The following is a 21305-nucleotide window of genomic DNA, read 5'->3' as shown; positions in this document are numbered from 1 at the left end:
ATCAGATCTCCAATCCAGTTAAAAAGCCTACAGCGCGGAATAAAATGCCATCTAATCCCCAAAGGATAAGCGCCATAATCACTGTTGCAACCATTACGATTAATGTCGTGTGGGTAGTTTCTTGACGCGTTGGCCAAACAACTTTACGTACTTCAATGCGTGCTTCTTTAGCAAATGCTAAAAAGTCACGGCCTTTAGCGGTTTGCGAGGCAATACCTAAACCTGCTGCTATAGCAACCACAACGCCAATTGCACGTAGTAATACAGACTGATCTGCAAACATGTGATTACCAACAACTGCGCCTGCAAGTAGCGCGATTGCTACTAACCACTTTACCGACTCCATCGCACTTGATGGTGTTTCTACATTCGTGCTCATAATATTATTACCTTAACTACAGACACAACAACCCTACACAACGGCAGGGTTAATCCATTAAAATCTAAACTTAAAAACAGACTTATTTAAACCGATTTTTAACCCCAGACTTACTCAACTTATGAGTAAAAATGGCAGGGGCGGAGAGATTCGAACTCCCAACCGTCGGTTTTGGAGACCGCTGTTCTACCAATTGGAACTACGCCCCTGCAAAGTGGATGCCTATTATACTTACGCAAATCATTAACACAAGTCTAAAAGATACCCACATTGCAAAATCTCGATAAACTATTAAGTCCTTAATAATAAAAAGGCTTAATTAGCCCCTTTTACTAGCGGCACGCCATTATTACCAACTGGAATATAAACCGTTGTATGGTTAGGCGACTCAGCCATTTTTGCCTGCGCGTTTATAGCTTCATGTTGTAAATAATTTGCAGTAAGCGTTGCGTTAATTATTTTTTGAGCTTGGGCAATACCTTTTGCTTCTTCCACTCTTATTTCAGCATCTTTGCGTGCTATTTCTTTTTGTGTTTCTTTCTCTGCTAGTAACTGCTGCGCGGCAAGCTTTTTCTCTACAGCATTTGCGACAATGGCTGGGTAATTAATATCTCCCACTACTACATTTGCTAATTTAAAGGGCGTTGATGATAAATAAGTTTGTAAACGCAAACTAACTTCTTGCGCTATTTGTTCGCGGTTTGTTTTCAGCTCACCACTGTCGTACTTTTGCACAATGTCACGCACATAGGTTCTAAACGTTTCACGCACAAAGCGTTTATACCAGTTCTCAGCGCCATACTCTTCTACAACTGTTTTTACCGAGCCACTTTGAATCCCTATTACTGCATGAAAATCAAATTTTATATTTAAATCATCATTAGCAAGAATTCTGAATGTTTCAGTATACGTATTAGGTCGCATATCAATATTTACCACTTCATTACGAAGTAAAGAAACACCATAGTTAGCAGGTCCTTTCATGGTGCCTTGGTAGCCCCCTTCGCCAAATATTCTTGGTTTTTCGTACACATACCCTTCTTCACCTGCAGGCGTGCTTGGGTTAGTACATGCAGTTAAGCCAAACCCTACAACACCGGCCAAAATGGCACCTTTAACAAGGTTATTGACCAGGTTTTGCATCCCTGAATTTCTTGGTTTCATTATATGTCCTTGGTTATTTTTCTAATACTTTATATACATCACTTAGTAAGCTTGATGCGCCAAACCTAAATGTAGCGGCTTGTAAGTAGTCATCGCCCATAATTGAGCGTGTCAGTGCTAAATACTCCTTTGCATCAGTAACAGTTTTAACTCCGCCTGCGGCTTTAAAACCAACAACCTTACCCGACTCTTTAATAGCGCTGAGCATCACGTTTGTTGCGTCAAGCGTTGCATTTATTGCCACTTTACCTGTGCTGGTTTTTACAAAATCAGCTCCGCCTTGAATAGCCAAGTTTGTAGCTTTAGTGATTAGCTCTGCAGTTTTAAGTTCGCCACTTTCTATAATTACTTTTAATTGCGCTTTTGTACCGCAGGCTTTTTTACTTTGAGTTACATACTCCAGCACTTTGCTGTGCTCGCCAGCAATAAGTGCTTTATACGGGATCACTAAATCTATTTCATCCGCGCCGCGCTCAATTGCTATCAGTGTTTCGTTTATCACATCGCTCAGTGGCGCATCACCACTAGGAAAATTTGTTACCGTTGCTACTTTTACATGTTTAAGCTCACGCGCAGCCAGTGCTATTTTTGCATCATCTACAAAATCACTGTAAACGCATACTGCAGCAGGCGTGCCCAATTTAGGGTTAATACTATTTACAAGCTGCTGAATATCACTGGCCGTGTCTGAGGTGTTTAGGCTTGTTAAATCCATAAGCGACACAGCTAAGTGTGCATCGTTGTGTTGTTCAGTCATACGTGATCCCTTTAAGTAGGCGATAAATTAGGTTTAGCGCCATAGTAACAAATTAACGTAATCTCGCTATAGCTCATAACCAAACACTATAAGCACATTATTTTGCGTGTAATGCGCGTTAATCCCCTATAGATTAAGGCTTAAACCTAAAACAACCACCCATTATAACTTTTGGTTATATAAACTTGGTTTTAATTATTTTTTACTTACTAGTGCGCGCTATATTCTGCCCCCTGCTCAATAGCGTTTTATTTTAGATTTTATTTAGAGGTGTTAACCACGTGCAGTATTTACCTATCTTTACCAAACTCGACAACAAACCCGTGCTGGTTGTTGGCGGTGGAGAGGTCGCATTACGCAAATGTCGCGCGTTTTTAAAAGCCCGCGCAAATGTAACCTTAGTGGCACCTTGGTTTTGTGATGAACTAAAAGAACATGCACAAAACAATGAAGTAACGCTTATTGATGCCTATTTTGATGAGTCGCACCTTGATGGCAAAATGCTGGTTATAGCAGCCACAGACTTAGACGAAGTAAACAACAATGTATTTGAGCTAGCTAACGCACGCAATGTATTTGTAAATGTGGTTGATGACCAACCTAAATGTACGTTTATATTCCCATCAATTGTAGACCGTGACCCAATAACCATAGCTATTTCAAGTGCAGGCACCGCGCCAGTACTTGCTCGGCGACTACGTGAAAAGCTCGAAACGTTAATCCCACAACACATTGGCCCACTGGCTACTTTAGTTGGCAGTTTTAGAGACAAAGTAAAACAGCGCTTTAAGCACTTTGCCGATCGCCGCCAGTTTTGGGAAGGCGTGTTTGATTCATCAGTCGTAAGCAAAGTGCAAACAGGTAATACCGATGCAGCACAAGCACAACTAGAGCAAATGCTTGATGCTAAAGCCGAGCCAGAAGGCGAAGTGTATGTAGTGGGTGCAGGCCCAGGCGACCCTGAGCTTTTAACACTTAAAGCATTGCAGTTAATGCAGCAAGCCGATGTCGTTGTATACGACTATTTAGTGTCTGATGAAATTATGGAATTAGTACGCCGTGATGCCGATTTAGTTTGCGTAGGCAAGCGTATGGGCGATCACAGTGTAGCGCAAGAAGATACCAACCAAATGCTGGTTGATTTTGCTAAGCAAGGCAAAAAAGTATGCCGCATTAAAGGCGGCGACCCATTTATTTACGGCCGTGGTGGCGAAGAAGTACAAGTACTAGCTGCCAATAACGTTAATTATCAAATAGTACCGGGTATAACTGCCGCCGCTGGTTGTAGCGCGTATGCGGGTATTCCGCTTACTCACCGCGACCACGCACAAGCCATCCAGTTTGTAACAGGGCATTGTAAAAAAGATGGCCAAGAACTCGATTGGCAATCGCTTGCTAAAGCGCATCAAACTTTAGCTATTTATATGGGCGTTATTAAATCGCCACATATACAGGCTCAGCTTTTAAAACATGGGCTTAGCGCTAATACGCCAGTTGCCATAATCGAAAACGGCACGCGTAAAAACCAGCGTGTTGTTACGGGGCAATTAGGTGAGCTTGCAGATTTAATAGAGCGCAACAGTGTGGTATCGCCAGCATTACTTATTATTGGCGAAGTAGCCGCCCTGCACTCGCAGCTTGCATGGTTTGGCCAAAACGAGCAAACCAGTAGCTTTGCTCAGCCGCTAACCGGCGTATCAAATACATAATTATATTTTACTTAATCACTTTTAATCATTTTAGTAGGACGACTAACAATGGCTTTAACTCACCTTCAGCAACTTGAAGCTGAAAGTATCAAAATCATGCGCGAAGTCGCCGCTGAGTTTGAGAACCCAGTAATGCTTTACTCTATTGGTAAAGATTCATCGGTACTTTTGCACTTAGCGCGTAAAGCATTTTACCCTGCAAAAATTCCGTTTCCGTTATTACACGTAGACACCAACTGGAAGTTTCGTGAAATGATTGAGTTTCGCGATCGCCTTGCAAAAGAATACGGTTTTGACCTGCTGGTACACAAAAACCCAGAAGGCATGGCAATGGGTATTAGCCCGTTTGAGCATGGCTCGGGTAAACATACCGACATAATGAAAACCCAAGGCTTAAAGCAAGCGCTAGATAAATACGGCTTTGATGCTGCATTTGGTGGCGCACGCCGCGATGAAGAAAAGTCTCGCGCTAAAGAGCGTGTTTACTCGTTCCGCGATAAACACCACCGTTGGGACCCTAAAAACCAACGTCCGGAGCTTTGGAATACTTACAACAGCCAAGTTAACCCAGGTGAGAGCATTCGTGTATTCCCACTGTCTAACTGGACTGAGCTTGATATTTGGCAATACATTTACCAAGAAAACATTGAAATGGTTCCGCTTTATTTAGCGAAAGAGCGCCCTGTAGTAGAGCGCGACGGCACCTTAATTATGGTTGACGATGAGCGCATGCCACTTGCTGAGGGCGAAGTACCACAAATGAAGTCGGTACGTTTTCGTACTTTAGGCTGTTACCCACTTACCGGTGCAGTTGAATCTACAGCCAGTAACCTAACAGAAATTATTGAAGAAATGCTGCTATCTACGTCATCTGAACGTGAAGGCCGTGTAATAGATCACGACTCAGCAGGCTCAATGGAGAAGAAAAAACGTGAGGGGTATTTCTAATGTCTACCAATACTAACGACACCATTAACGAAGTAAAAGAGATTGGCATAGACGCCTACCTAGCACGCCAACAAGATAAAAGCTTATTGCGTATGCTTACCTGTGGCAGCGTAGATGACGGTAAATCAACACTGATTGGCCGCCTACTGCACGACAGCCACCAAATTTATGAAGATCAGCTAGCTGCTCTTCATAAAGATAACGAAAAAGTAGGTAACGCAGGCGAAGAGCTAGACTTAGCGCTACTAGTAGATGGCCTACAAGCTGAGCGCGAGCAAGGCATTACTATTGACGTAGCGTACCGTTATTTTTCAACGGCTAAGCGTAAATTTATTATTGCCGACACCCCAGGGCACGAGCAATACACACGCAACATGGTAACAGGCGCATCAACAAGCGATGTAGCCATTATTTTGGTTGATGCCCGCTACGGTGTGCAAGTACAAACTAAGCGTCATAGCTTTATTTGTGACTCGCTAGGTATTAAACAGTTTGTGGTAGCAATTAATAAAATGGATATCGTTGATTTTGACGAAACCGTTTATGAAAAAATCAAAGCCGATTACCTTAAATTTGCTGAGCAACTTAACGTATCAAACATTAAGTTTGTGCCTATGTCGGCGCTTAAAGGCGACAACGTAGTAACACGCTCTGCACATACGCCTTATTACACCGACAAGCCATTGCTTGAGCTTTTAGAAGACTCACCAGCGGCCGAAACCGATACCGGCTTTGAAGCACGCTTGCCTGTGCAATATGTAGTGCGCCCTAACTTAGACTTCCGTGGTTTTCAGGGCACATTGGCATCAGGTAAATTACAAGTTGGCGATGCAATAAAAGTATTACCGTCGGGTAAAACATCAAGCATTAAAGAAATTGTGACCTTTAATGGCAACCTAGATCACGCAGAGGCCGGCCAAGCAATTACCGTTACCCTCAATAGCGAAATTGATATTAGCCGCGGCGATGTTATTGTGCCGCAAAACTCAAGTGCAACGGTTACTAACCTTATACAAGCTAAACTTGTGTGGATGCACGAAGAGCCGCTGGTACTAGGTAAAAGCTACAACATTAAACTAGGTAGTAAAAATACATCAGCCGTGGTTAAAAAGATTGACCACACTATTGATGTAAACACCTTAGAGCACGGCACAGCCGATTCACTTCAGCTAAACGAAATTGCCATTGTCACGCTTGAACTAAGCGAAACAATATTAGCTGACGAGTATCACAACAACCACGAAACTGGCTCATTTATCCTTATCGACCGTTTATCTAACTTAACGGTTGCCGCAGGTATGATTGAGCAAGTACTAAAAAGCGAAAAACAAAACAGCGATTTCAGCGACTTTGAAATTGAGTTTAATAGCTTAGTACGCAAGCACTTCCCACATTGGCAAGCGCTTGATATTTCAAAACTGTAAGTATAAAAATGTCTGTTAGGAATATAAAAGCATGGTAGAGCAGCTCGTTTTAACAGGCATTATGCTTACCTTAGTTGGGTGCCTTTTTGGCACCCGTATTAATCCAGCATGGTTATTTGTAAGCGCTATTGGTACGGGTTATTTAACAGGCCTGATTGACCTTGAAAGCATGTTAGTAAACTACGCAAACCCGTCGCTCATTACCCTAGTATTATTAGTGCTTGTTTCAATCGCTATTGAAAAAACCACACTCATACAACAGCTTTCCCAATCGTTATCTAAAGGAAGCTTAGTAAAGTCGGTAACAAAGCTTGGTTTATCAACCGCGTTTTTATCGTCATTTACTAACAATACCGCGGTTGTGGCATCGCTTATCACCGCCATAAAAGACAACCCAAATCATTCACCCTCAAAGCTACTATTACCGCTGTCGTACACCGCTATATTAGGCGGCACCATTACACTTATTGGTACATCAACCAATTTAATAGTGAACGGCTTTGCCGTAGATGCTGGTATGGCGCCACTGGGCTTTTTTGATTTTACCTTAGTGGGCATTGGCGCATTAAGTGTGGGCCTCATTACTATTTTAGTGATGCTCAAATACCTGCCCGACAACGGCAAAAACACACAAGAGGTTATTCCCTTTTACTTAGAGGGAAAAGTGCAGGCAGGCTCTAAACTTATTGGCCGCACCGTAGAAGAAAACGGCCTACGCGATTTAAAAGATTTATTTCTCGCCGAAATTATTCGTGGCGATGAGCGTATATACGCAGTAACGCCTCAGCAAATTATTAGACAAAACGACGTACTACTGTTTGTTGGCGATATTAAATCGGTGCCCTTATTAAGACGCTTTGACGGATTAAAAGTGGTGCACGACAACCACGAAAAAGACATAGAACACTTAGTTGAAGTGGTTGTAAGCCAATCATCAAAGTTTATTGGCAAAACCGTAAAAGAGGCACGTTTTAGAGAGCAGTTTCATGCCGCTGTTATTGCCATTCGCCGAGGGCACGACCGCTTACAAGGCGGCCTTGGGCAAGTGCAATTGCAAGCCGGCGACTCCTTAATACTCGCCCCAGGTAAAAACTTTTACTCTTTACCTAATTTAAACCGCGAATTTGTGTATATATCGGGGTTTGACTTACAAACACACCTAAAACCTAAACAATCTAATATTGTATTGGCAGGCTTTGCCGCCGTGTTAGGGTTAAGCATTGTAGGTATAGTCCCTTTAGTAAAAGGCCTGCTGGTGTTACTCATTGGCTTATTGCTTAGCGGTACAGTTAAACTAAGCGAAGTAAAACGTCGCTTTCCCATTGAGCTACTCGCCGTTGTAGGCAGTGCCATAGGGCTTGCTAAATTAATGATAGAAACCGGGCTTGCCGGGCAAATATCAGATGCCCTATTTATGGTACTAGGTGATTTTGGCCCTTATGGCGCGTTTATCGCCATATTTTTAATGACCGTATTATTCACCGAGCTTATTACTAATAATGCCGCAGCAGCGCTTTCATTCCCTGTGGCTTACTCGCTAGCAGTGGGTTTTAATGTAGACCCACTACCCTTTATTATGGCGGTAGCGTTTGGTGCATCAGCCAGTTTTATATCGCCGTTTGGGTATCAAACAAACCTTATGGTTTACAGCGCGGGTAACTACCGCTTAAAAGATTACATAACAATGGGCTTGCCCCTTTCTATTATTTATTCAATCACGGTATTAACCTTGATCCCGCTCGTATTTCCTTTTTAATACGGGCGCTTACAGTACAAGAGACACACCACTATGGATGAAAATATAGTTTGGCATAACTACGCAACCACAAAAGCACAGCGTAGTGAGCAAAAAATGCATAAACCGGCCATTTTATGGTTTACCGGTTTTTCTGGCTCTGGCAAAAGCACCGTAGCAAATGCATTAGAAGCGGCGCTTAATCAGCAAGGTGCGCACACTTACCTGCTTGATGGCGACAACGTACGTCACGGCTTATGTAAAGACCTTGGCTTTAGCGACGAAGACCGCATCGAAAACATACGCCGCGTTGGCGAAACCGCAAAACTAATGACCGATGCCGGCCTATTAGTGCTTACCGCGTTTATCTCGCCATTTAGAGCAGAGCGCGACATGGTGCGCAGCCTAGTAGATGACGGCGAGTTTATTGAAGTATTTATAGATACCCCGCTTGATGTATGTGAAAGCCGCGACCCTAAAGGCTTATACAAAAAAGCCCGCGCAGGTGAGATTAAACACTTTACCGGTATCGACTCAAGCTACGAAGTACCCAACAACCCAGAAATAATTTTAGATACCAGTAAAAACACCCTAGACCAATCGGTTACACAACTGATAACGTATCTAAAACAAAAGCATATTATAGGTTAACCCCAATGAACCAAACCGAGCTACTAGAAGAAACCCTCATCCTTGCCCGCAAAGCAGGCCAAGCCATAATGGGGATTTACGAAAAGGACTTTAACGTTGAATACAAAGCCGATGAAAGCCCAGTAACCGACGCCGATTTAGCAGCTCATAAAGTCATTGTGACAGGGCTAAAACAGCTCACACCCGACACACCTATACTTAGCGAAGAAAGCGCTGATATAAGCTGGGACATTCGTCAAACATGGAAAAGCTACTGGTTAGTAGACCCAATCGACGGCACTAAAGAGTTTATTAAAAAGAACGGCGAATTTACCGTAAATATAGCCCTAATCGAAAACGGCAAACCTGTGCTTGCTGTCGTTGATGCGCCCGCGCTTGGCGTATCGTACTTAGCCAGTAACGACATTGGCGCGTTTAAAGATAAAGGCGATGAGCGCATTGAGCTTAAAGTAACCACCAAACCTAATAAAGGGTTAATCCGCGTTGTTGACAGTCGCTCGCACCCATCACCCGATTTAGCCGAGTTTGTAAAACGCTTTGACGACGTTGAAATGGTCTCAAAAGGCAGCTCACTAAAATTATGCTTAGTTGCCGAAGGCAGTGCTGATATTTACCCGCGCTTAGGCCCAACCTGTGAGTGGGATACGGGAGCTGGCCATGCTATTGCTGAAATAGCCGGCGCTAAAGTAACCAAGCTCGATGGCAGCCCGCTTATTTATAACACCAAAGATGAGTATTTGAATCCGTATTTTGTAGTGAGTGCGGTGGAAGAATAAAAGCTAAGAGCTTCGAGCTGTTAGCCACGAGCAGCTCAATGTAAACCTAAACACCGTAGGTTGGGTTGAGTGGAACGAAACCCAACATCTTTAAGTCATGCACTTTAAGCAGGCACCAAGAAATCTGAATTTTCATTTACAGTAAGATAGCTTAAGCCACGAGTAATTGACCCTGTAACTAATCATGTCCAGCATTCTATTTAAAAAACAATTTCACCACCGAGAGTACAGAGTCGCTTCGCTACAAAGAGGTTTGAGACCTAAGCTATAAACAATAACTCGTAATCCCGCCTAAGCTCAACTCTAACTTACTCTTCTGATAAACCTAAATTATTGATGACTTTAATTTTCTGATCTTCTGTAATATCTTCATGCTGAAAACATTGAATTTTGTTTTTTAAGTCTACTTTATGATCTGTCGTAACTTTTAGTAGGTACTTTCGAAAATAAATAGTTTCATGTTCAGCAAACTTAGCATTATTTATAAGGAGTAATGTCGCATTTGCTGAAACACTAGCTAGACAAATACTTAAAATATTTTCCATCCTCTTTTCATCAAAGTTGAATTTTGAGTCATCGAATTGTGTAAATACTAAATAATGTATTGTTAACTCAATGGATTCCATATTTAGTTGGTCTAAGTTTTCAATTAAAAACTTTCTGAAATCTATATTCTGCGTAAAGCTTTTGGCTTTTTCAGCGATCTTCCGGCGATCTTCTGACTCTTCAACATCAAAATAATGACCTTTAGAGTCTTTTGAAACTCTTAATTCAGGTAATTTTTGGCTTATAAAAAGGGAGCTGTAATGCCAAGTAAGTATTCTGAATAACAAAGCTTGAGCAGACTCAATTCCAGCTAATTTATTTAACACTTTTTCAAAGTGACCTTCAATAACAACTGTTCGTAACAACGTGTTTTCAAAGGTACTCTGAGGAGAAAGTACGCTCGATTTTTCAGCATGTTTATTATTTAAAATTGCAAAGGCTAATGACTTTCTTTTGTTCTTATTTTCAATATCGTCACCAGCTCCAAAGATACCATTAAAACGCTCAAAGCTAACTAACCAACGATGATCTATACAAATACGATTGGCCAGTTTTTCAATATTCTCAGGGAGTATCGTTTTAAACTCTTTCAATACCTCTTGGTCTCTAAGCTCATTTTCAGGGACGGTTTCCAGTAATACCCGCTTTAAATAATCAACAGAGTCTGGTTTTACACCTAAATGTTGCTCGTCACTATTTTTACTCCTCTTTAAACTATTTCCGCTCTTATCATTTATATCTTCTATAAGATTTAATAATTCTTTAAATAAAGCATTGTAAACATGCGTAGCTTCACTATTTGTAAAATCAGCTATCAAGTTTGAGAGGGTTTCATTTATTGTTTTCTGCCTTCCATTTTCTACTTTACCATTAATTAAGCTTGTGTAAGAGTTTGCAAATGCATTGAATAACACAGGCTCAACCTCACGTAATGTAGTGAGTAATAACAAAGAACCAAAATCAACCTCTCCCAATAACTTTTCTTTAGTCCAGCACTTACTTACACGTCGCATCACTCGCTTCAAAACTCGAATTGAGACTATAAAGTTATTAGAAATAATAGCTGGCTGATAAAAAGTCTGACCAAAGATAAGAGGGTTCTGATTAAAATATCGTTCAGAGCTACTTATTGGACAATGTGTTAATAACATATCTTTCTCGAATACTTCTTTAGTGCATAACTTTGCCCACTTACACAGTATGCTTTTGAAGTCTTGAGATATTATTGTCTCTATATGATCAGCAACTTTACTTAAAACCACAGCATGATTTGGCTTCTCATTTCCCATCGCAACTATAAAATTGATATGACTCAAATCTCGATTTTTCAATCTATCTAACAGTACAGCTATATCATTTAAACGTTTTTCGTTTTCATCGCCTGTACCACGATCTACGTCCTGCAAAGTGATCAGTAATTTGTGGTTGGTTGCATAAAGAACATCGTTTAGCTTTTGAAAACTTCTCTCAATATCAACAGGGCCAGCAAGCAAGGTAGATGCAAACTGAAATACGCTACCACCAGATTTAAGTGCCTCGGTGTAATGTTTAGGTAACGCACGAAAGGCACACATATCAATATGTTGGCTTATATCATCGATAATATGGCTCAGTACAACATGCGCAACACTGCCGCTGGCTGCCCCCCACGTAGATATATCACTGTGTATCCAAGTACTCTGTTTTTTAGCGTTTTTTGCTAAATCATTCACAATACTTTCTACTATACTGCTTTTTCCGCAACCATAAGGCCCACATAAAGCTATGTGCTGCGCTAAATCCTTTTCATACTTACCACCACCATTTTTTAACCGTTCGGTGATCCGTGTGGCGTAAACCTGTAAATCGGGTTCTAATTCCTCTGTGCTTTTAATAGTTGAATCGTCTTTAAACCAATTTTTAAACTGACCTAATGTTTTAAAATCACTAGGGTTAACACTTGTCGTACGCTCTAAAGTTATTTGATTACGCTTCCATTTAGCTTTAATGCATTCATTTATATATTTGATTATCAAAAATATTGCAGAGAATATGTAAATATCTACTGTTATAAAAAGCGGCCAACTAAAGCCCGCATGACTGATATCCCAATAAATGAAAGCTGTACTAATCACTGCGATAAGAGAAAAGCATACAACTAAATTAAGGCTAATTCTTTCATTGCTTTGTTGATAAGCTGTAATTATGGAAGAGCCTAAAATTAATACGATGAAATACTCAAAACAAGAAGTAGCAGCTATTAACTCTTCTTGGTTTGAAGTGAAATACAAAGTAGCCCCTATAATAGTTACCGATAACCATAAGCTCATTGTCACTGGCGGGTATCGCCAGTTAAACCCAATACTGCGCTTAGGATGCGATATATAAAACTTATCAAGCAGCAGCTTTAAGCCAATCCCTGCTAAAAATGCGCTACTGTAATGCAGAACAGGACTGGCATTTAAAATAGCGCTCCAACTTGAATATGCCTTTTGTACAAAACCAACTTTGCTTAAAAGCACAGTAATTGTTGTAGCAGCCATTGCGCACAATAAAAGAGAGAGCCAACGCATGGTTGTAATGGGGAGTGTTTTAACTTGTGACAACTTAATATCCTTATCAATACGTTACCTAGCCAGTGTATATCAATTAAAGATTTTTGAATAAGCAAGTTGAAGAAATAACGTCGCCTCTTGGCTTTACCGCTCGAATGAAGCTATGACATGTTGGGTTTCGCTGCGCTCTACCCAGCCTACGCTTTGTATAAAATGGAGTTTTATTCTTTCGGTATTCTTTCTGGACAGGTCCTGTTTCGAATTTAGGGCGAAAGTAAAAAAAGAGCTACTCCTTTTAAAACCCTTAACGATTTTGCTGGGCGATAAAAGCAAGCGAGTGCTGATTGAATAAGTCTGGGCGTTCCACATTACAAACATGGCCACATTGGTGAATAGTTTGCAGTACGCTATTTTTATGGCGTTTAACCATTTCTTTAACAGGCCCAAGGAACATATGATCTTCCTTACCCATAATGTAAAGAATGGGTATATCAATGTCTTTTTCTTTGAAATACTGCATTAAAGGGTTTACATCCATGGCTAGTTTAAACCACTTTATAAACTCTTTTTGGCATAAGCGTTTTGCTTCACGAACAAACAAAAGTCGAGATTCTTTATGGCGCTTTTTCGGCATCATAATAAAAGCAAATAAGCGATATAGCCACATATAAGGCAAGAAGTGTTTAAAAGTATTACCTAAATAAACCAAGGTATTGCTGCGAGTATTAAACCGAGTAACCGCTCCACCTAACACCATGCTAGAAACATATTGCGGCGCAATTTCAGCAATATTTCGAATAAGAATGGTGCCCAATGAAATACCAACAAAGTGTGCACTGGGAATGTTGTTATGATCTAGCACATCGATAATGTCTTTAGAGACCTTATTAAACGAATAATTATTATCAACAAAGTTTTGCACTAAGTTATTCGATTTACCGTGACCGCGAAGATCGAGCAACAACACATTATATTCTTTTTTATAAGCTTTAAGCTGTCGAAACCAAATTGCCGAGCTACCACCTGCGCCATGAACAAATACAACCCATGTTTTACTGGTTTCGTGCGCAAAAGTAGTATGGAAAAGAATGTCTTTGCTCATTGCAGTTAGCGGCCTGTTTACTTCGTTTGGCATATTTAATTGCAGGAAGTATAACGGAGTTTAGAATAAATCTCTTATGAAGTTCTAAGCAATGGCTTCTACTTAACAGATTTTATAAACAAACTTTGATTTTTAGTTGAAACCAATAAAAATGGCCTCTCCTATTTTCACGTTATGAAATCCGCCTCTTGGCTTTACCGCTCGAATGACGCTATGGCGTGTTGGGTTTCGCTTCGCTCTACCCAACCTACAACTGTGCTGGTTGAGGTATTTGTTTATTTTTACAGCGCTGTTTCGTATTCATGACACTTTTGGTGCAACCGCGTCTAATTAATTAGTCTACAAACCCCCTCAAAACATGAAACTTTTAGCTAAAAACTATATTCTTGCGCGCGATTATTATTTAAATAATGGATGAGCACACACATGACACCATCACAAGATGCAACGCTTTCAAATGCATCAACAACAGGTGAACACACACCTACTTCTAAATGGAACCTGCACGATACGCAGTGGACGTTAAGCCTTTTTGGTACCGCCGTTGGCGCGGGCATTTTATTTTTACCTATCAACATTGGTATAGGTGGTTTTTGGCCGCTTATTATTATGGCGTGTTTAGCCTTTCCAATGACCTTTTTAGCACACCGCGGCTTAGCCCGCTTTGTGTTGTCGTCTAAAAATAAAGATTCAGATTTTACTGATGTTGTTGAAGAGCACTTTGGTGTAACGGCGGGTAGGTTAATCTCTTTATTATACTTTTTATCTATATTCCCCATTTTGCTTATTTACGGCGTAGGCTTAACTAATACCGTTGACAGCTTTATGGTTAACCAAATGGGCCTTGAGTCACCTTCTCGCGTGTTACTTTCGGGTGTATTGGTTGCCGGTATGATTAGCCTAATGATGGGCGGTGAGCGTTTAATGTTACGTGCCTTTGCTATTTTGGTGTATCCGCTTGTAGGTATTTTATTTTGCTTATCGCTCTATTTAATCCCTAGCTGGCAAATGCCAGATATGAGCCTACCTGAGGCGGGCAGCTTTACTAAAACGCTGTGGTTATCTATTCCTATTATTGTGTTTTCGTTTAGTCATGCGGCGGCTATTTCAAGCTTTGTGAACGTGCAGCGTGGGCATTATGGCAATCAGGCCACTAATAAGGCTGAGGCTATTTTAAAGCGCACTAGCTTACTACTTATTGTATTTGTACTGCTGTTTGTGTTTTCGTGCGTGCTTTCGCTTACTAGCGAGCAAATGGCGGCTGCTAAAGCGGCTAACGTATCGATTTTATCTTACCTTGCTAATATCACCAGCAACTCGTATATCGCGACCCTTGGGCCGCTGGTTGCCTTTATTGCGATTACGTCATCGTTTTTAGGGCACTTTTTAGGTGCACGCGAAAGCTTTACCGGTTTGGTGACTAAGCAAACCAGCTTAAGTGCTAAAGTAGCCGACAAAATTGGCGTACTCATTATGTTTTTTGCTATTTGGTTTTGCGCGGTTAAAAACCCAAGCATTTTAGACATGATGGATCAGCTATCTGGCCCTATCATTGCGATGATTTTATTTATTATGCCAATGATTGCCGTATACAAAGTGCCTGCGCTGAGTAAATATCGCAACCGCTTAAGCACCTTGTTTGTACTTGCTGTGGGCTCATTGGCCGTATGCGCGCTTATTTACAGCATGCTTAATTAAGCGAATTGCTATAAATACCCCCATAAAAAATGGCGCTCACTGAGCGCCATTTTTAATACAACTAAATTGCTTTTAAACTAATTTATTCTGCGTCTGGTAGGTTACGACCGTAGAATATTTCCTGCATTTCGCGGGTTAGTTTAGAGCGAATTTCTTCTTCTTCCTCATCCGACAGCTCATCAGTAGATAGGCCGAACAGGTAAGTGTTTAAGTCGGTTTCTTTTAACATCATTTTGGTGTGGAACAGGTTTTCTTGATACACGTTCACGTCCATCATTTGGTACGCTTCTTTGGTATCTTCTGTCATGAAGTTTTGAATCGAGTTAATTGCATGGTCAATGTAGTGTTTAACGCCGTTTACGTCGCGGGTAAAACCACGTACGCGGTAGTCAATGGTTACTACGTCTGACTCAAGGCTATGAATTAAGAAGTTTAACGCTTTAAGTGGCGAAATAATGCCACAGGTAGATACTTCAATATCAGCACGGAATGTACAAATACCATCATCAGGGTGTGCTTCTGGGTAGGTATGTACACAAATGTGGCTTTTATCTAGGTGCGCAACAACAGAATCTGGTAATGGGCCTGGCGCTTCGTCAGCATCGTAATTTTGCTGCTCTTCTACCGGCTCTTCCGAAACCAAAATAGTCACACTTGCGCCTTGTGGTTCATAATCTTGGCGCGCCACATTTAAAATGTTAGCACCAATAATATCAACAACATCACCTAGTATGTCGGTTAGTCTATCTGCACTGTACTGCTCGTCGATATATTCAATATATTCTTTACGTTGTTGCTCGGTCTTTGCGTAGCAAATGTCGTAAATACTAAAGCTTAAACTTTTGGTTAAATTATTAAAGCCATGAAGTTTAAGTTTATCGAAGGGTTTGTTCATGATAAACCAACCTATAAATTAGTGAAATCTGCACCTGCAGAATGAAAAGTTCGCGGATTTTATACGAATTTTCCTCACGGAAAAAGCGTTATTTTACCTGTTCTTGCACAACTTCGTGGCTATGAGTAATTTCTACTGTTTTATCAAGCATTAAAGCAACAGAACAATACTTTTCAGCAGAGAGCGAAACCGCACGCGCTAGGTGTTTTTCCGAGACATTATTGCCTGTAACAACAAAGTGTAAATTAATTTTAGTAAATACACGAGGCGCTGTTTCGGCGCGCTCTGAGCTTAGCTGTACTTGCACATCAGAAAAATCTTGTTTGGCTTTTTTTAAAATACTTACAACATCTACCGACGAGCAACAGCCTACCGACATAAGTACCATTTCCATTGGGCTTGGTGCAGCGCTGTCGCTACCGGCATCAAAAACTACATTGTGATTAGAATTAGAACGGCCAATAAAGGTGTCGCCTTCAACCCATTTTACATTTGCTTGCATGTGTTTATCTCTAAAAAAATTTTGTTGATTGTATAACAATCTGCAACGATACGTGAGCGCTGAGATTAAATTTTGTGGTGTTATTAATAAGGCGAGAAGTAATAGAAGCGCAATCATTAGGTCATACTGCGCTGTGTTAACGGGTAACGTTAAGAGGTTTGTGTTACCGCGTTATCAAATAAGTTTTTAATAAGCCCAGCAAACTCATCTATAAATGCGTGTTGTTCAACCGTAACGGGTTGTGAGGTTATGCTGCTTAGCACTTCTTGTAAGTCGTAAACAATACCGTCTACCTCGCGCACTATTTGGCTGCGTTGTTCGGTATTAAGATTGGTATGTTGTTCACAAATTAGCATAACGTTATGCGCTATTACGTCTTCTATGAGTTCCATAACGGTAGGGGCACCGGGTTTGATTTCGCCTGGCTTCTCAAATAACGCTAAATTTTGAGTTAGATACATGATCAAGTCATCGTACCCTTGCCTGTCTAAAACCATTGTGATTTTCACCTTTGAATAACTAATTGCATAGATTTAAGCAGAAAGCGCCACTAATTACTAGCTTTGCGCGATACCAATACAAAAAAAGCAGCCTAAGCTGCTTTTCTCATTCTTTATAACTACAAATAGAACAGTAATTAATCTATTTTTAAGCCTGGGCTTAGTGTTGCTGGCATCGTCACTTTTTCAAGTTCTACCGAAGCAACAGGGTATGCACAGTAATCGGCTGCGTAATATGCGCTTGCTCTGTGATTTCCTGATGCGCCAATACCACCAAATGGGGCTGCACTTGATGCACCTGTAATTGGGCGGTTCCAGTTAACAATACCGGCACGAATACGGCGTAAAAAGTGATTGTAGTCGGCTTCGCTGTCGCTTAATAAACCTGCTGATAAACCAAAGCTGGTATCGTTTGCTTTATCAATTGCGTGGTCAAAGTCATCAAAGCGGAACACTTTTAATAATGGGCCAAAGTGCTCTTCATCTGGGAAGTCGCTAATTGCTGAGCACTCAATAATACCCGGTGTTACAAAACCAGTATTGGCTGTGTGCTCAAGCTCTACTAGTACTTCACCGCCAAGCTCAACCAGCTCGTTTTGTGCTTTTACCATACCTGCTGCAGCCGCAGATGAGATCATAGAGCCCATAAATGGCTGATCTTCATCATCGTAGTTGCCTACTTTAATGGCTTTAGTTGCAGTGATAAGGCGCGCTAAAATGTCATCGCCTTGTTGGCCTTTAGGTAAAAATACTTTACGAGCACAAGTACAACGTTGGCCGCTTGAAATAAACGCCGATTGAATAATATCGTGTACCGCGGCTTTAGTATCTGCCACATCTTTAATAATCAGTGGGTTATTGCCACCCATTTCAAGCGCTAAAATTTTACCCGGTTGACCCGCAAACTGCTCATGTAAAATATGTCCAGTGCGCGAAGAACCCGTAAAGAATAAACCATCTATGCCTTTATGAGCAGCAAGGGCTTTACCTGTTTCTACTTCACCTTGAACAAGGTTAATTACACCGGCAGGTAAACCGGCTTTTTCCCATAGTTTAAGCGTAAGCTCAGCAACCATTGGCGTAAGCTCTGATGGCTTAAATACCACGGTGTTACCGGCTAAAAGCGCTGGCACAATGTGACCATTAGGTAAGTGCCCAGGGAAGTTATATGGGCCAAATACGGCAACTACACCATGTGGTTTATGACGGATCATCGCACGCCCTACTGGCATAGCGTTTTCAACGTCGCCAGTGCGCTCTAAAAATGCTTTTTCAGAAATGGCAATTTTACCTACCATAGCGCCCGCTTCTGTACGCGTTTCCCACAGTGGTTTACCGGTTTCTTGGGCAATCGCAACAGCAAGTTCTTCGCTGTGCTCTTTAAGTGCTGCAGCAAAGGTTTTAACTATCTCTAGGCGCTCGTTAAAGCTTTTATCTGCCCAGCTGTAAAATGCTTCGCGCGCCGAATTTACCGCGCTATCTACTTGCTCTGCAGTCGCTGAAGATGCCTGCCAAATAACGTCGTTATTTGCAGGGTTTACTGAGTTAAATGCGTTGCCTTGGCCTTGTGACCACTGACCATTAATAAATTGTGCAGGATGAGTCATTATACTTTCTCCTTAATTAAACTGGGGTTGCGCTTACGGTGTCGCCCGATTGTAGCTGTAGGGCATCGGCTATTTGTTGCGATAAAATAAGGCTGCTTGCACGCTCATCAAAGCTAAGCGCTGCAACCGTTGCACGGTAATCTTCTAACTTGCCGTTAGCAAGCAGTACCATGGTATCGCCCGATGCTTCGCCTATTTCTACTTTAAAGTCTTTTGCATTACGAATAGTGGCAATGTTATCTACTTTTGCTTCTACTGTAGGGCCCGCATCAAAAATATCGACGTAACCGTTGAAGGTAAATCCTTCATTTTTTAATAGCTCAATAGCTGGGCGTGTGTTGTCGTGTACTTTACCAATCACCGCTTGAGCGTCTTTGCTAAGCAAGTTTACGTAAATTGGGTACTTTGGCATTAGTTCAGCAATAAACACTTTTTGGCCTATACCTGTTAGGTAATCGGCGGTAGGAAAGTCCATTGAGAAAAAGTGCTCTTCTAGCCACTGCCAAAACGGGCTGCTGCCGTTTTCGTCAGACACGCCGCGCATTTCTGCTATTACTGTTTGTGCAAAACGCTGCTCATGTTGTTTTATAAACATAAAGCGCGCTTTTGAAAGAAGTTTACCGTTACAGTTTTTACGATAGCCATCTTTCAAAAATAAGGTACATAGTTCTGTCGCGCCGGTGTAGTCGTTACATAGGGTTAAAATATCAACCGCTTTGTATACATCTAACGTGCGTGATGAGTGAATTACTTTACTTAAGTGGTAATGATAAAACGCATCATCAAGCCCTACTGCAGCTTCAATAGCTGAAGTGCCGACTACTTCACCGGTTTCGGTATCTTCAAGAACAAACAGGTAGCCTTCGTCACCAGGTTGTGACGTTTGTTTAGCAAATGAACTTACAGAATGGTCAATTTTCTTTTGCAGTAACTCTTCGTTTAACGGCAAAGATGTAAAACCATGGCCCGATTCGTGGGCAATTTTTAATAACGCTGCGTAATCATTTTGCTGGATTGGGCGAAGGATCATCATGAGTCCGCTTGCTCCCTTATCAATAACGGTAAATAGAATATGCAGGGCAAGCAGGCTTGCCCTTAATAAGGTGGTTTAACGCGCTTAAGCGTTTACTACGCTTGCTACTGCTTTTTCAAAACGCGCCATACCTTCGCGAATATCCGCTTCGGTGATTACTAACGATGGCGTAAAGCGTACTACATCAGCACCCGCTACAAGCGACATAAGCCCTTGCTCGGTAGCTGCTACTAAAAACTCTTTAGCACGGCCTTTGTATTGCTCGTTAACGGCTGCACCAATTAATAAACCTTGGCCACGAATTTCGCTAAACACGTTGTATTTTTCGTTTACCGCGTTAAGAAGCTCGTTAAATAATGCTGCTTTTTCTTTTACGCCCGCCAGTACTTCAGGGGTATTTACAGTATCAAATGCGGCTTCGGCTACTGCACACGCCAGTGGATTACCACCGTAAGTAGAACCATGAGTCCCTACTTTTAAGTGCTGTGCAATCTCAGTAGTAGTTAGCATAGCGCCAATAGGGAAACCGCCGCCAAGAGCTTTAGCTGACGTTAAAATATCAGGCACTACGTTTAAACCTTGGTATGCGTATAGCTCACCAGTACGGCCTACACCTGTTTGTACTTCATCAAAAATAAGCAGTGCATTGTGTTTAGTACATAGCTCACGAACGCCTTGTGCAAATTCGTCAGTTGGCGAAATAATACCGCCCTCACCTTGCAGTGGCTCCATCATTACGGCACATGTTTTGTCGCTAATTAGCGCTTCAAATGCAGCTAGGTCATTGTAATCACAATGTACGATGTCGCCTGGCTTAGGACCAAAACCATCTGAGTATGCAGCTTGCCCGCCTACGGTTACGGTAAAGAACGTACGACCGTGAAAACCTTTGTTAAATGAGATAATTTGTGATTTTTCAGCACCAAATTTATCAAGTGCAAAACGACGAGCTAATTTAAGTGCAGCTTCGTTTGCTTCTGCGCCTGAGTTTGCAAAGTAAACTTTTTCAGCAAAGGTCGCATCGACCATTTTTTTAGCTAAACGCAGCGCAGGCTCGTTAGTCATTACGTTTGATAGGTGCCAAATTTTTTCGCCTTGCTCTTTTAATGCACCTACTAATGCAGGATGGCAATGGCCAAGACAGTTAACAGCAATACCACCGGCAAAGTCGATAAATTCTTTACCTTGTTGATCCCATACGCGAGAGCCTTCGCCTCGAACAGGAATAACGCTTGAAGGCGCGTAGTTAGGAACCATTACGTGATCAAATAATTCGCGATTGACTGTCATTTTTTTTCCTCTTAATTGTGAGCAACACAAAACATCAAAATAGGTGTTTGGTTAT

The 21305-nt window shown here is 41.5% G+C and carries 18 protein-coding genes and 1 tRNA gene; 7 read left to right on the top strand and 12 right to left on the bottom strand.

Features of this window, described 5'->3' with window-relative positions:
• Position 1: 1 nt before the first annotated feature.
• The 4 genes from secE to deoC all read right to left on the bottom strand — a co-directional run bounded on the left by secE (position 2) and on the right by deoC (position 2300).
• On the bottom strand, positions 2-379 hold the full coding sequence (gene secE, locus VOI46_RS01435) for a preprotein translocase subunit SecE (RefSeq protein WP_004588203.1): 378 nt from the start codon (positions 377-379) through the stop codon (positions 2-4).
• Positions 380-511: 132 nt separating this feature from the next.
• A tRNA-Trp gene (locus VOI46_RS01430) sits at positions 512-588 on the bottom strand.
• 106 nt (positions 589-694) lie between these two features.
• Positions 695-1543, bottom strand: a complete 849-nt coding sequence (locus tag VOI46_RS01425) for an SPFH domain-containing protein (protein ID WP_029774147.1) — start codon at positions 1541-1543, stop codon at positions 695-697.
• Positions 1544-1556: 13 nt separating this feature from the next.
• A complete protein-coding gene (gene deoC, locus VOI46_RS01420) occupies positions 1557-2300 on the bottom strand; it encodes a deoxyribose-phosphate aldolase (protein ID WP_282338014.1) in 744 nt (247 codons plus the stop codon).
• A gap of 281 nt (positions 2301-2581) precedes the next feature.
• Here deoC and cysG point away from each other — a divergent pair, with 281 nt between their 5' ends.
• From cysG to cysQ, 6 genes are read left to right on the top strand one after another with little or no spacing between them, the layout of a single operon-like run.
• Complete coding sequence (gene cysG, locus VOI46_RS01415; protein WP_004588200.1) at positions 2582-4009, top strand: siroheme synthase CysG; 1428 nt, start codon at positions 2582-2584, stop codon at positions 4007-4009.
• A gap of 48 nt (positions 4010-4057) precedes the next feature.
• Positions 4058-4957, top strand: a complete 900-nt coding sequence (cysD, locus tag VOI46_RS01410; RefSeq protein ID WP_004588199.1) for a sulfate adenylyltransferase subunit CysD — start codon at positions 4058-4060, stop codon at positions 4955-4957.
• Positions 4957-6381: a sulfate adenylyltransferase subunit CysN gene (gene cysN / locus VOI46_RS01405; protein WP_004588198.1), complete on the top strand. Its 1425-nt coding sequence runs from the start codon at positions 4957-4959 to the stop codon at positions 6379-6381. Before cysD ends, cysN begins: the two co-directional genes overlap by 1 nt.
• 31 nt (positions 6382-6412) lie before the next feature.
• Positions 6413-8137 (top strand): SLC13 family permease, encoded by a 1725-nt coding sequence (locus VOI46_RS01400; protein ID WP_004588197.1) that lies wholly within the window; start codon positions 6413-6415, stop codon positions 8135-8137.
• 33 nt (positions 8138-8170) lie between these two features.
• Positions 8171-8767: an adenylyl-sulfate kinase gene (gene cysC / locus VOI46_RS01395; RefSeq protein ID WP_004588196.1), complete on the top strand. Its 597-nt coding sequence runs from the start codon at positions 8171-8173 to the stop codon at positions 8765-8767.
• A 5-nt stretch (positions 8768-8772) separates the two neighbouring features.
• Complete coding sequence (gene cysQ / locus VOI46_RS01390; RefSeq protein WP_004588195.1) at positions 8773-9543, top strand: 3'(2'),5'-bisphosphate nucleotidase CysQ; 771 nt, start codon at positions 8773-8775, stop codon at positions 9541-9543.
• Between the two features lie 308 nt (positions 9544-9851).
• On the opposite strand, the gene VOI46_RS01385 is transcribed toward cysQ, so the two are convergent.
• Together VOI46_RS01385 and VOI46_RS01380 are read right to left on the bottom strand one after the other, a co-directional pair.
• The gene (locus VOI46_RS01385) at positions 9852-12674 is read right to left on the bottom strand and encodes a P-loop NTPase fold protein (RefSeq protein ID WP_282338015.1); all 2823 of its coding nucleotides are present in this window, start codon (positions 12672-12674) and stop codon (positions 9852-9854) included.
• A 253-nt stretch (positions 12675-12927) separates the two neighbouring features.
• Positions 12928-13725: an alpha/beta hydrolase gene (locus tag VOI46_RS01380; RefSeq protein WP_324738228.1), complete on the bottom strand. Its 798-nt coding sequence runs from the start codon at positions 13723-13725 to the stop codon at positions 12928-12930.
• 426 nt (positions 13726-14151) lie between these two features.
• Here VOI46_RS01380 and VOI46_RS01375 point away from each other — a divergent pair, with 426 nt between their 5' ends.
• On the top strand, positions 14152-15423 hold the full coding sequence (locus tag VOI46_RS01375; RefSeq protein WP_004588194.1) for an aromatic amino acid transport family protein: 1272 nt from the start codon (positions 14152-14154) through the stop codon (positions 15421-15423).
• 82 nt (positions 15424-15505) lie between these two features.
• Here VOI46_RS01375 and speD read toward each other — a convergent pair whose 3' ends face one another.
• The 6 genes from speD to VOI46_RS01345 form a co-directional block, all read right to left on the bottom strand.
• Positions 15506-16318 carry an adenosylmethionine decarboxylase gene (gene speD, locus VOI46_RS01370; protein ID WP_004588193.1) on the bottom strand — a complete coding sequence of 271 codons (813 nt, stop codon included), beginning with the start codon at positions 16316-16318 and terminating at the stop codon, positions 15506-15508.
• 88 nt (positions 16319-16406) lie between these two features.
• Positions 16407-16820, bottom strand: coding sequence for an OsmC family protein (locus VOI46_RS01365; RefSeq protein ID WP_004588192.1), 414 nt, complete (start codon positions 16818-16820; stop codon positions 16407-16409).
• A gap of 149 nt (positions 16821-16969) precedes the next feature.
• Positions 16970-17317 (bottom strand): DUF3802 family protein, encoded by a 348-nt coding sequence (locus tag VOI46_RS01360; RefSeq protein ID WP_004588191.1) that lies wholly within the window; start codon positions 17315-17317, stop codon positions 16970-16972.
• 140 nt (positions 17318-17457) lie between these two features.
• Positions 17458-18927, bottom strand: coding sequence for a succinylglutamate-semialdehyde dehydrogenase (gene astD, locus VOI46_RS01355; protein ID WP_004588190.1), 1470 nt, complete (start codon positions 18925-18927; stop codon positions 17458-17460).
• 16 nt (positions 18928-18943) lie between these two features.
• The gene (gene astA, locus VOI46_RS01350) at positions 18944-19960 is read right to left on the bottom strand and encodes an arginine N-succinyltransferase (RefSeq protein ID WP_004588189.1); all 1017 of its coding nucleotides are present in this window, start codon (positions 19958-19960) and stop codon (positions 18944-18946) included.
• An 84-nt stretch (positions 19961-20044) separates the two neighbouring features.
• Positions 20045-21250, bottom strand: coding sequence for an aspartate aminotransferase family protein (locus VOI46_RS01345; protein WP_004588188.1), 1206 nt, complete (start codon positions 21248-21250; stop codon positions 20045-20047).
• Positions 21251-21305 lie beyond the last annotated feature (55 nt).

Source organism: Pseudoalteromonas sp. CuT4-3 (genome assembly GCF_035666335.1).
GTDB classification, from domain to species: Bacteria; Pseudomonadota; Gammaproteobacteria; order Enterobacterales; family Alteromonadaceae; genus Pseudoalteromonas; species Pseudoalteromonas atlantica.
Note: the sequence above shows the minus strand (reverse complement) of the source record. Positions and strands in the feature narration are given on the sequence as shown.

Coding starts and splice junctions, on each gene's coding strand:
- VOI46_RS01345 (WP_004588188.1), bottom strand. CDS start 21,250: ATGACAGTCAATCGCGAATTATTTGATCACGTAATGGTTCCTAACTAC.
- VOI46_RS01375 (WP_004588194.1), top strand. CDS start 14,152: ATGACACCATCACAAGATGCAACGCTTTCAAATGCATCAACAACAGGT.
- cysN (WP_004588198.1), top strand. CDS start 4,957: ATGTCTACCAATACTAACGACACCATTAACGAAGTAAAAGAGATTGGC.
- speD (WP_004588193.1), bottom strand. CDS start 16,318: ATGAACAAACCCTTCGATAAACTTAAACTTCATGGCTTTAATAATTTA.
- cysD (WP_004588199.1), top strand. CDS start 4,058: ATGGCTTTAACTCACCTTCAGCAACTTGAAGCTGAAAGTATCAAAATC.
- cysC (WP_004588196.1), top strand. CDS start 8,171: ATGGATGAAAATATAGTTTGGCATAACTACGCAACCACAAAAGCACAG.
- VOI46_RS01365 (WP_004588192.1), bottom strand. CDS start 16,820: ATGCAAGCAAATGTAAAATGGGTTGAAGGCGACACCTTTATTGGCCGT.
- deoC (WP_282338014.1), bottom strand. CDS start 2,300: ATGACTGAACAACACAACGATGCACACTTAGCTGTGTCGCTTATGGAT.
- cysQ (WP_004588195.1), top strand. CDS start 8,773: ATGAACCAAACCGAGCTACTAGAAGAAACCCTCATCCTTGCCCGCAAA.
- VOI46_RS01360 (WP_004588191.1), bottom strand. CDS start 17,317: ATGGTTTTAGACAGGCAAGGGTACGATGACTTGATCATGTATCTAACT.
- VOI46_RS01425 (WP_029774147.1), bottom strand. CDS start 1,543: ATGAAACCAAGAAATTCAGGGATGCAAAACCTGGTCAATAACCTTGTT.
- astA (WP_004588189.1), bottom strand. CDS start 19,960: ATGATGATCCTTCGCCCAATCCAGCAAAATGATTACGCAGCGTTATTA.
- secE (WP_004588203.1), bottom strand. CDS start 379: ATGAGCACGAATGTAGAAACACCATCAAGTGCGATGGAGTCGGTAAAG.
- VOI46_RS01400 (WP_004588197.1), top strand. CDS start 6,413: ATGGTAGAGCAGCTCGTTTTAACAGGCATTATGCTTACCTTAGTTGGG.
- VOI46_RS01380 (WP_324738228.1), bottom strand. CDS start 13,725: ATGAGCAAAGACATTCTTTTCCATACTACTTTTGCGCACGAAACCAGT.
- astD (WP_004588190.1), bottom strand. CDS start 18,927: ATGACTCATCCTGCACAATTTATTAATGGTCAGTGGTCACAAGGCCAA.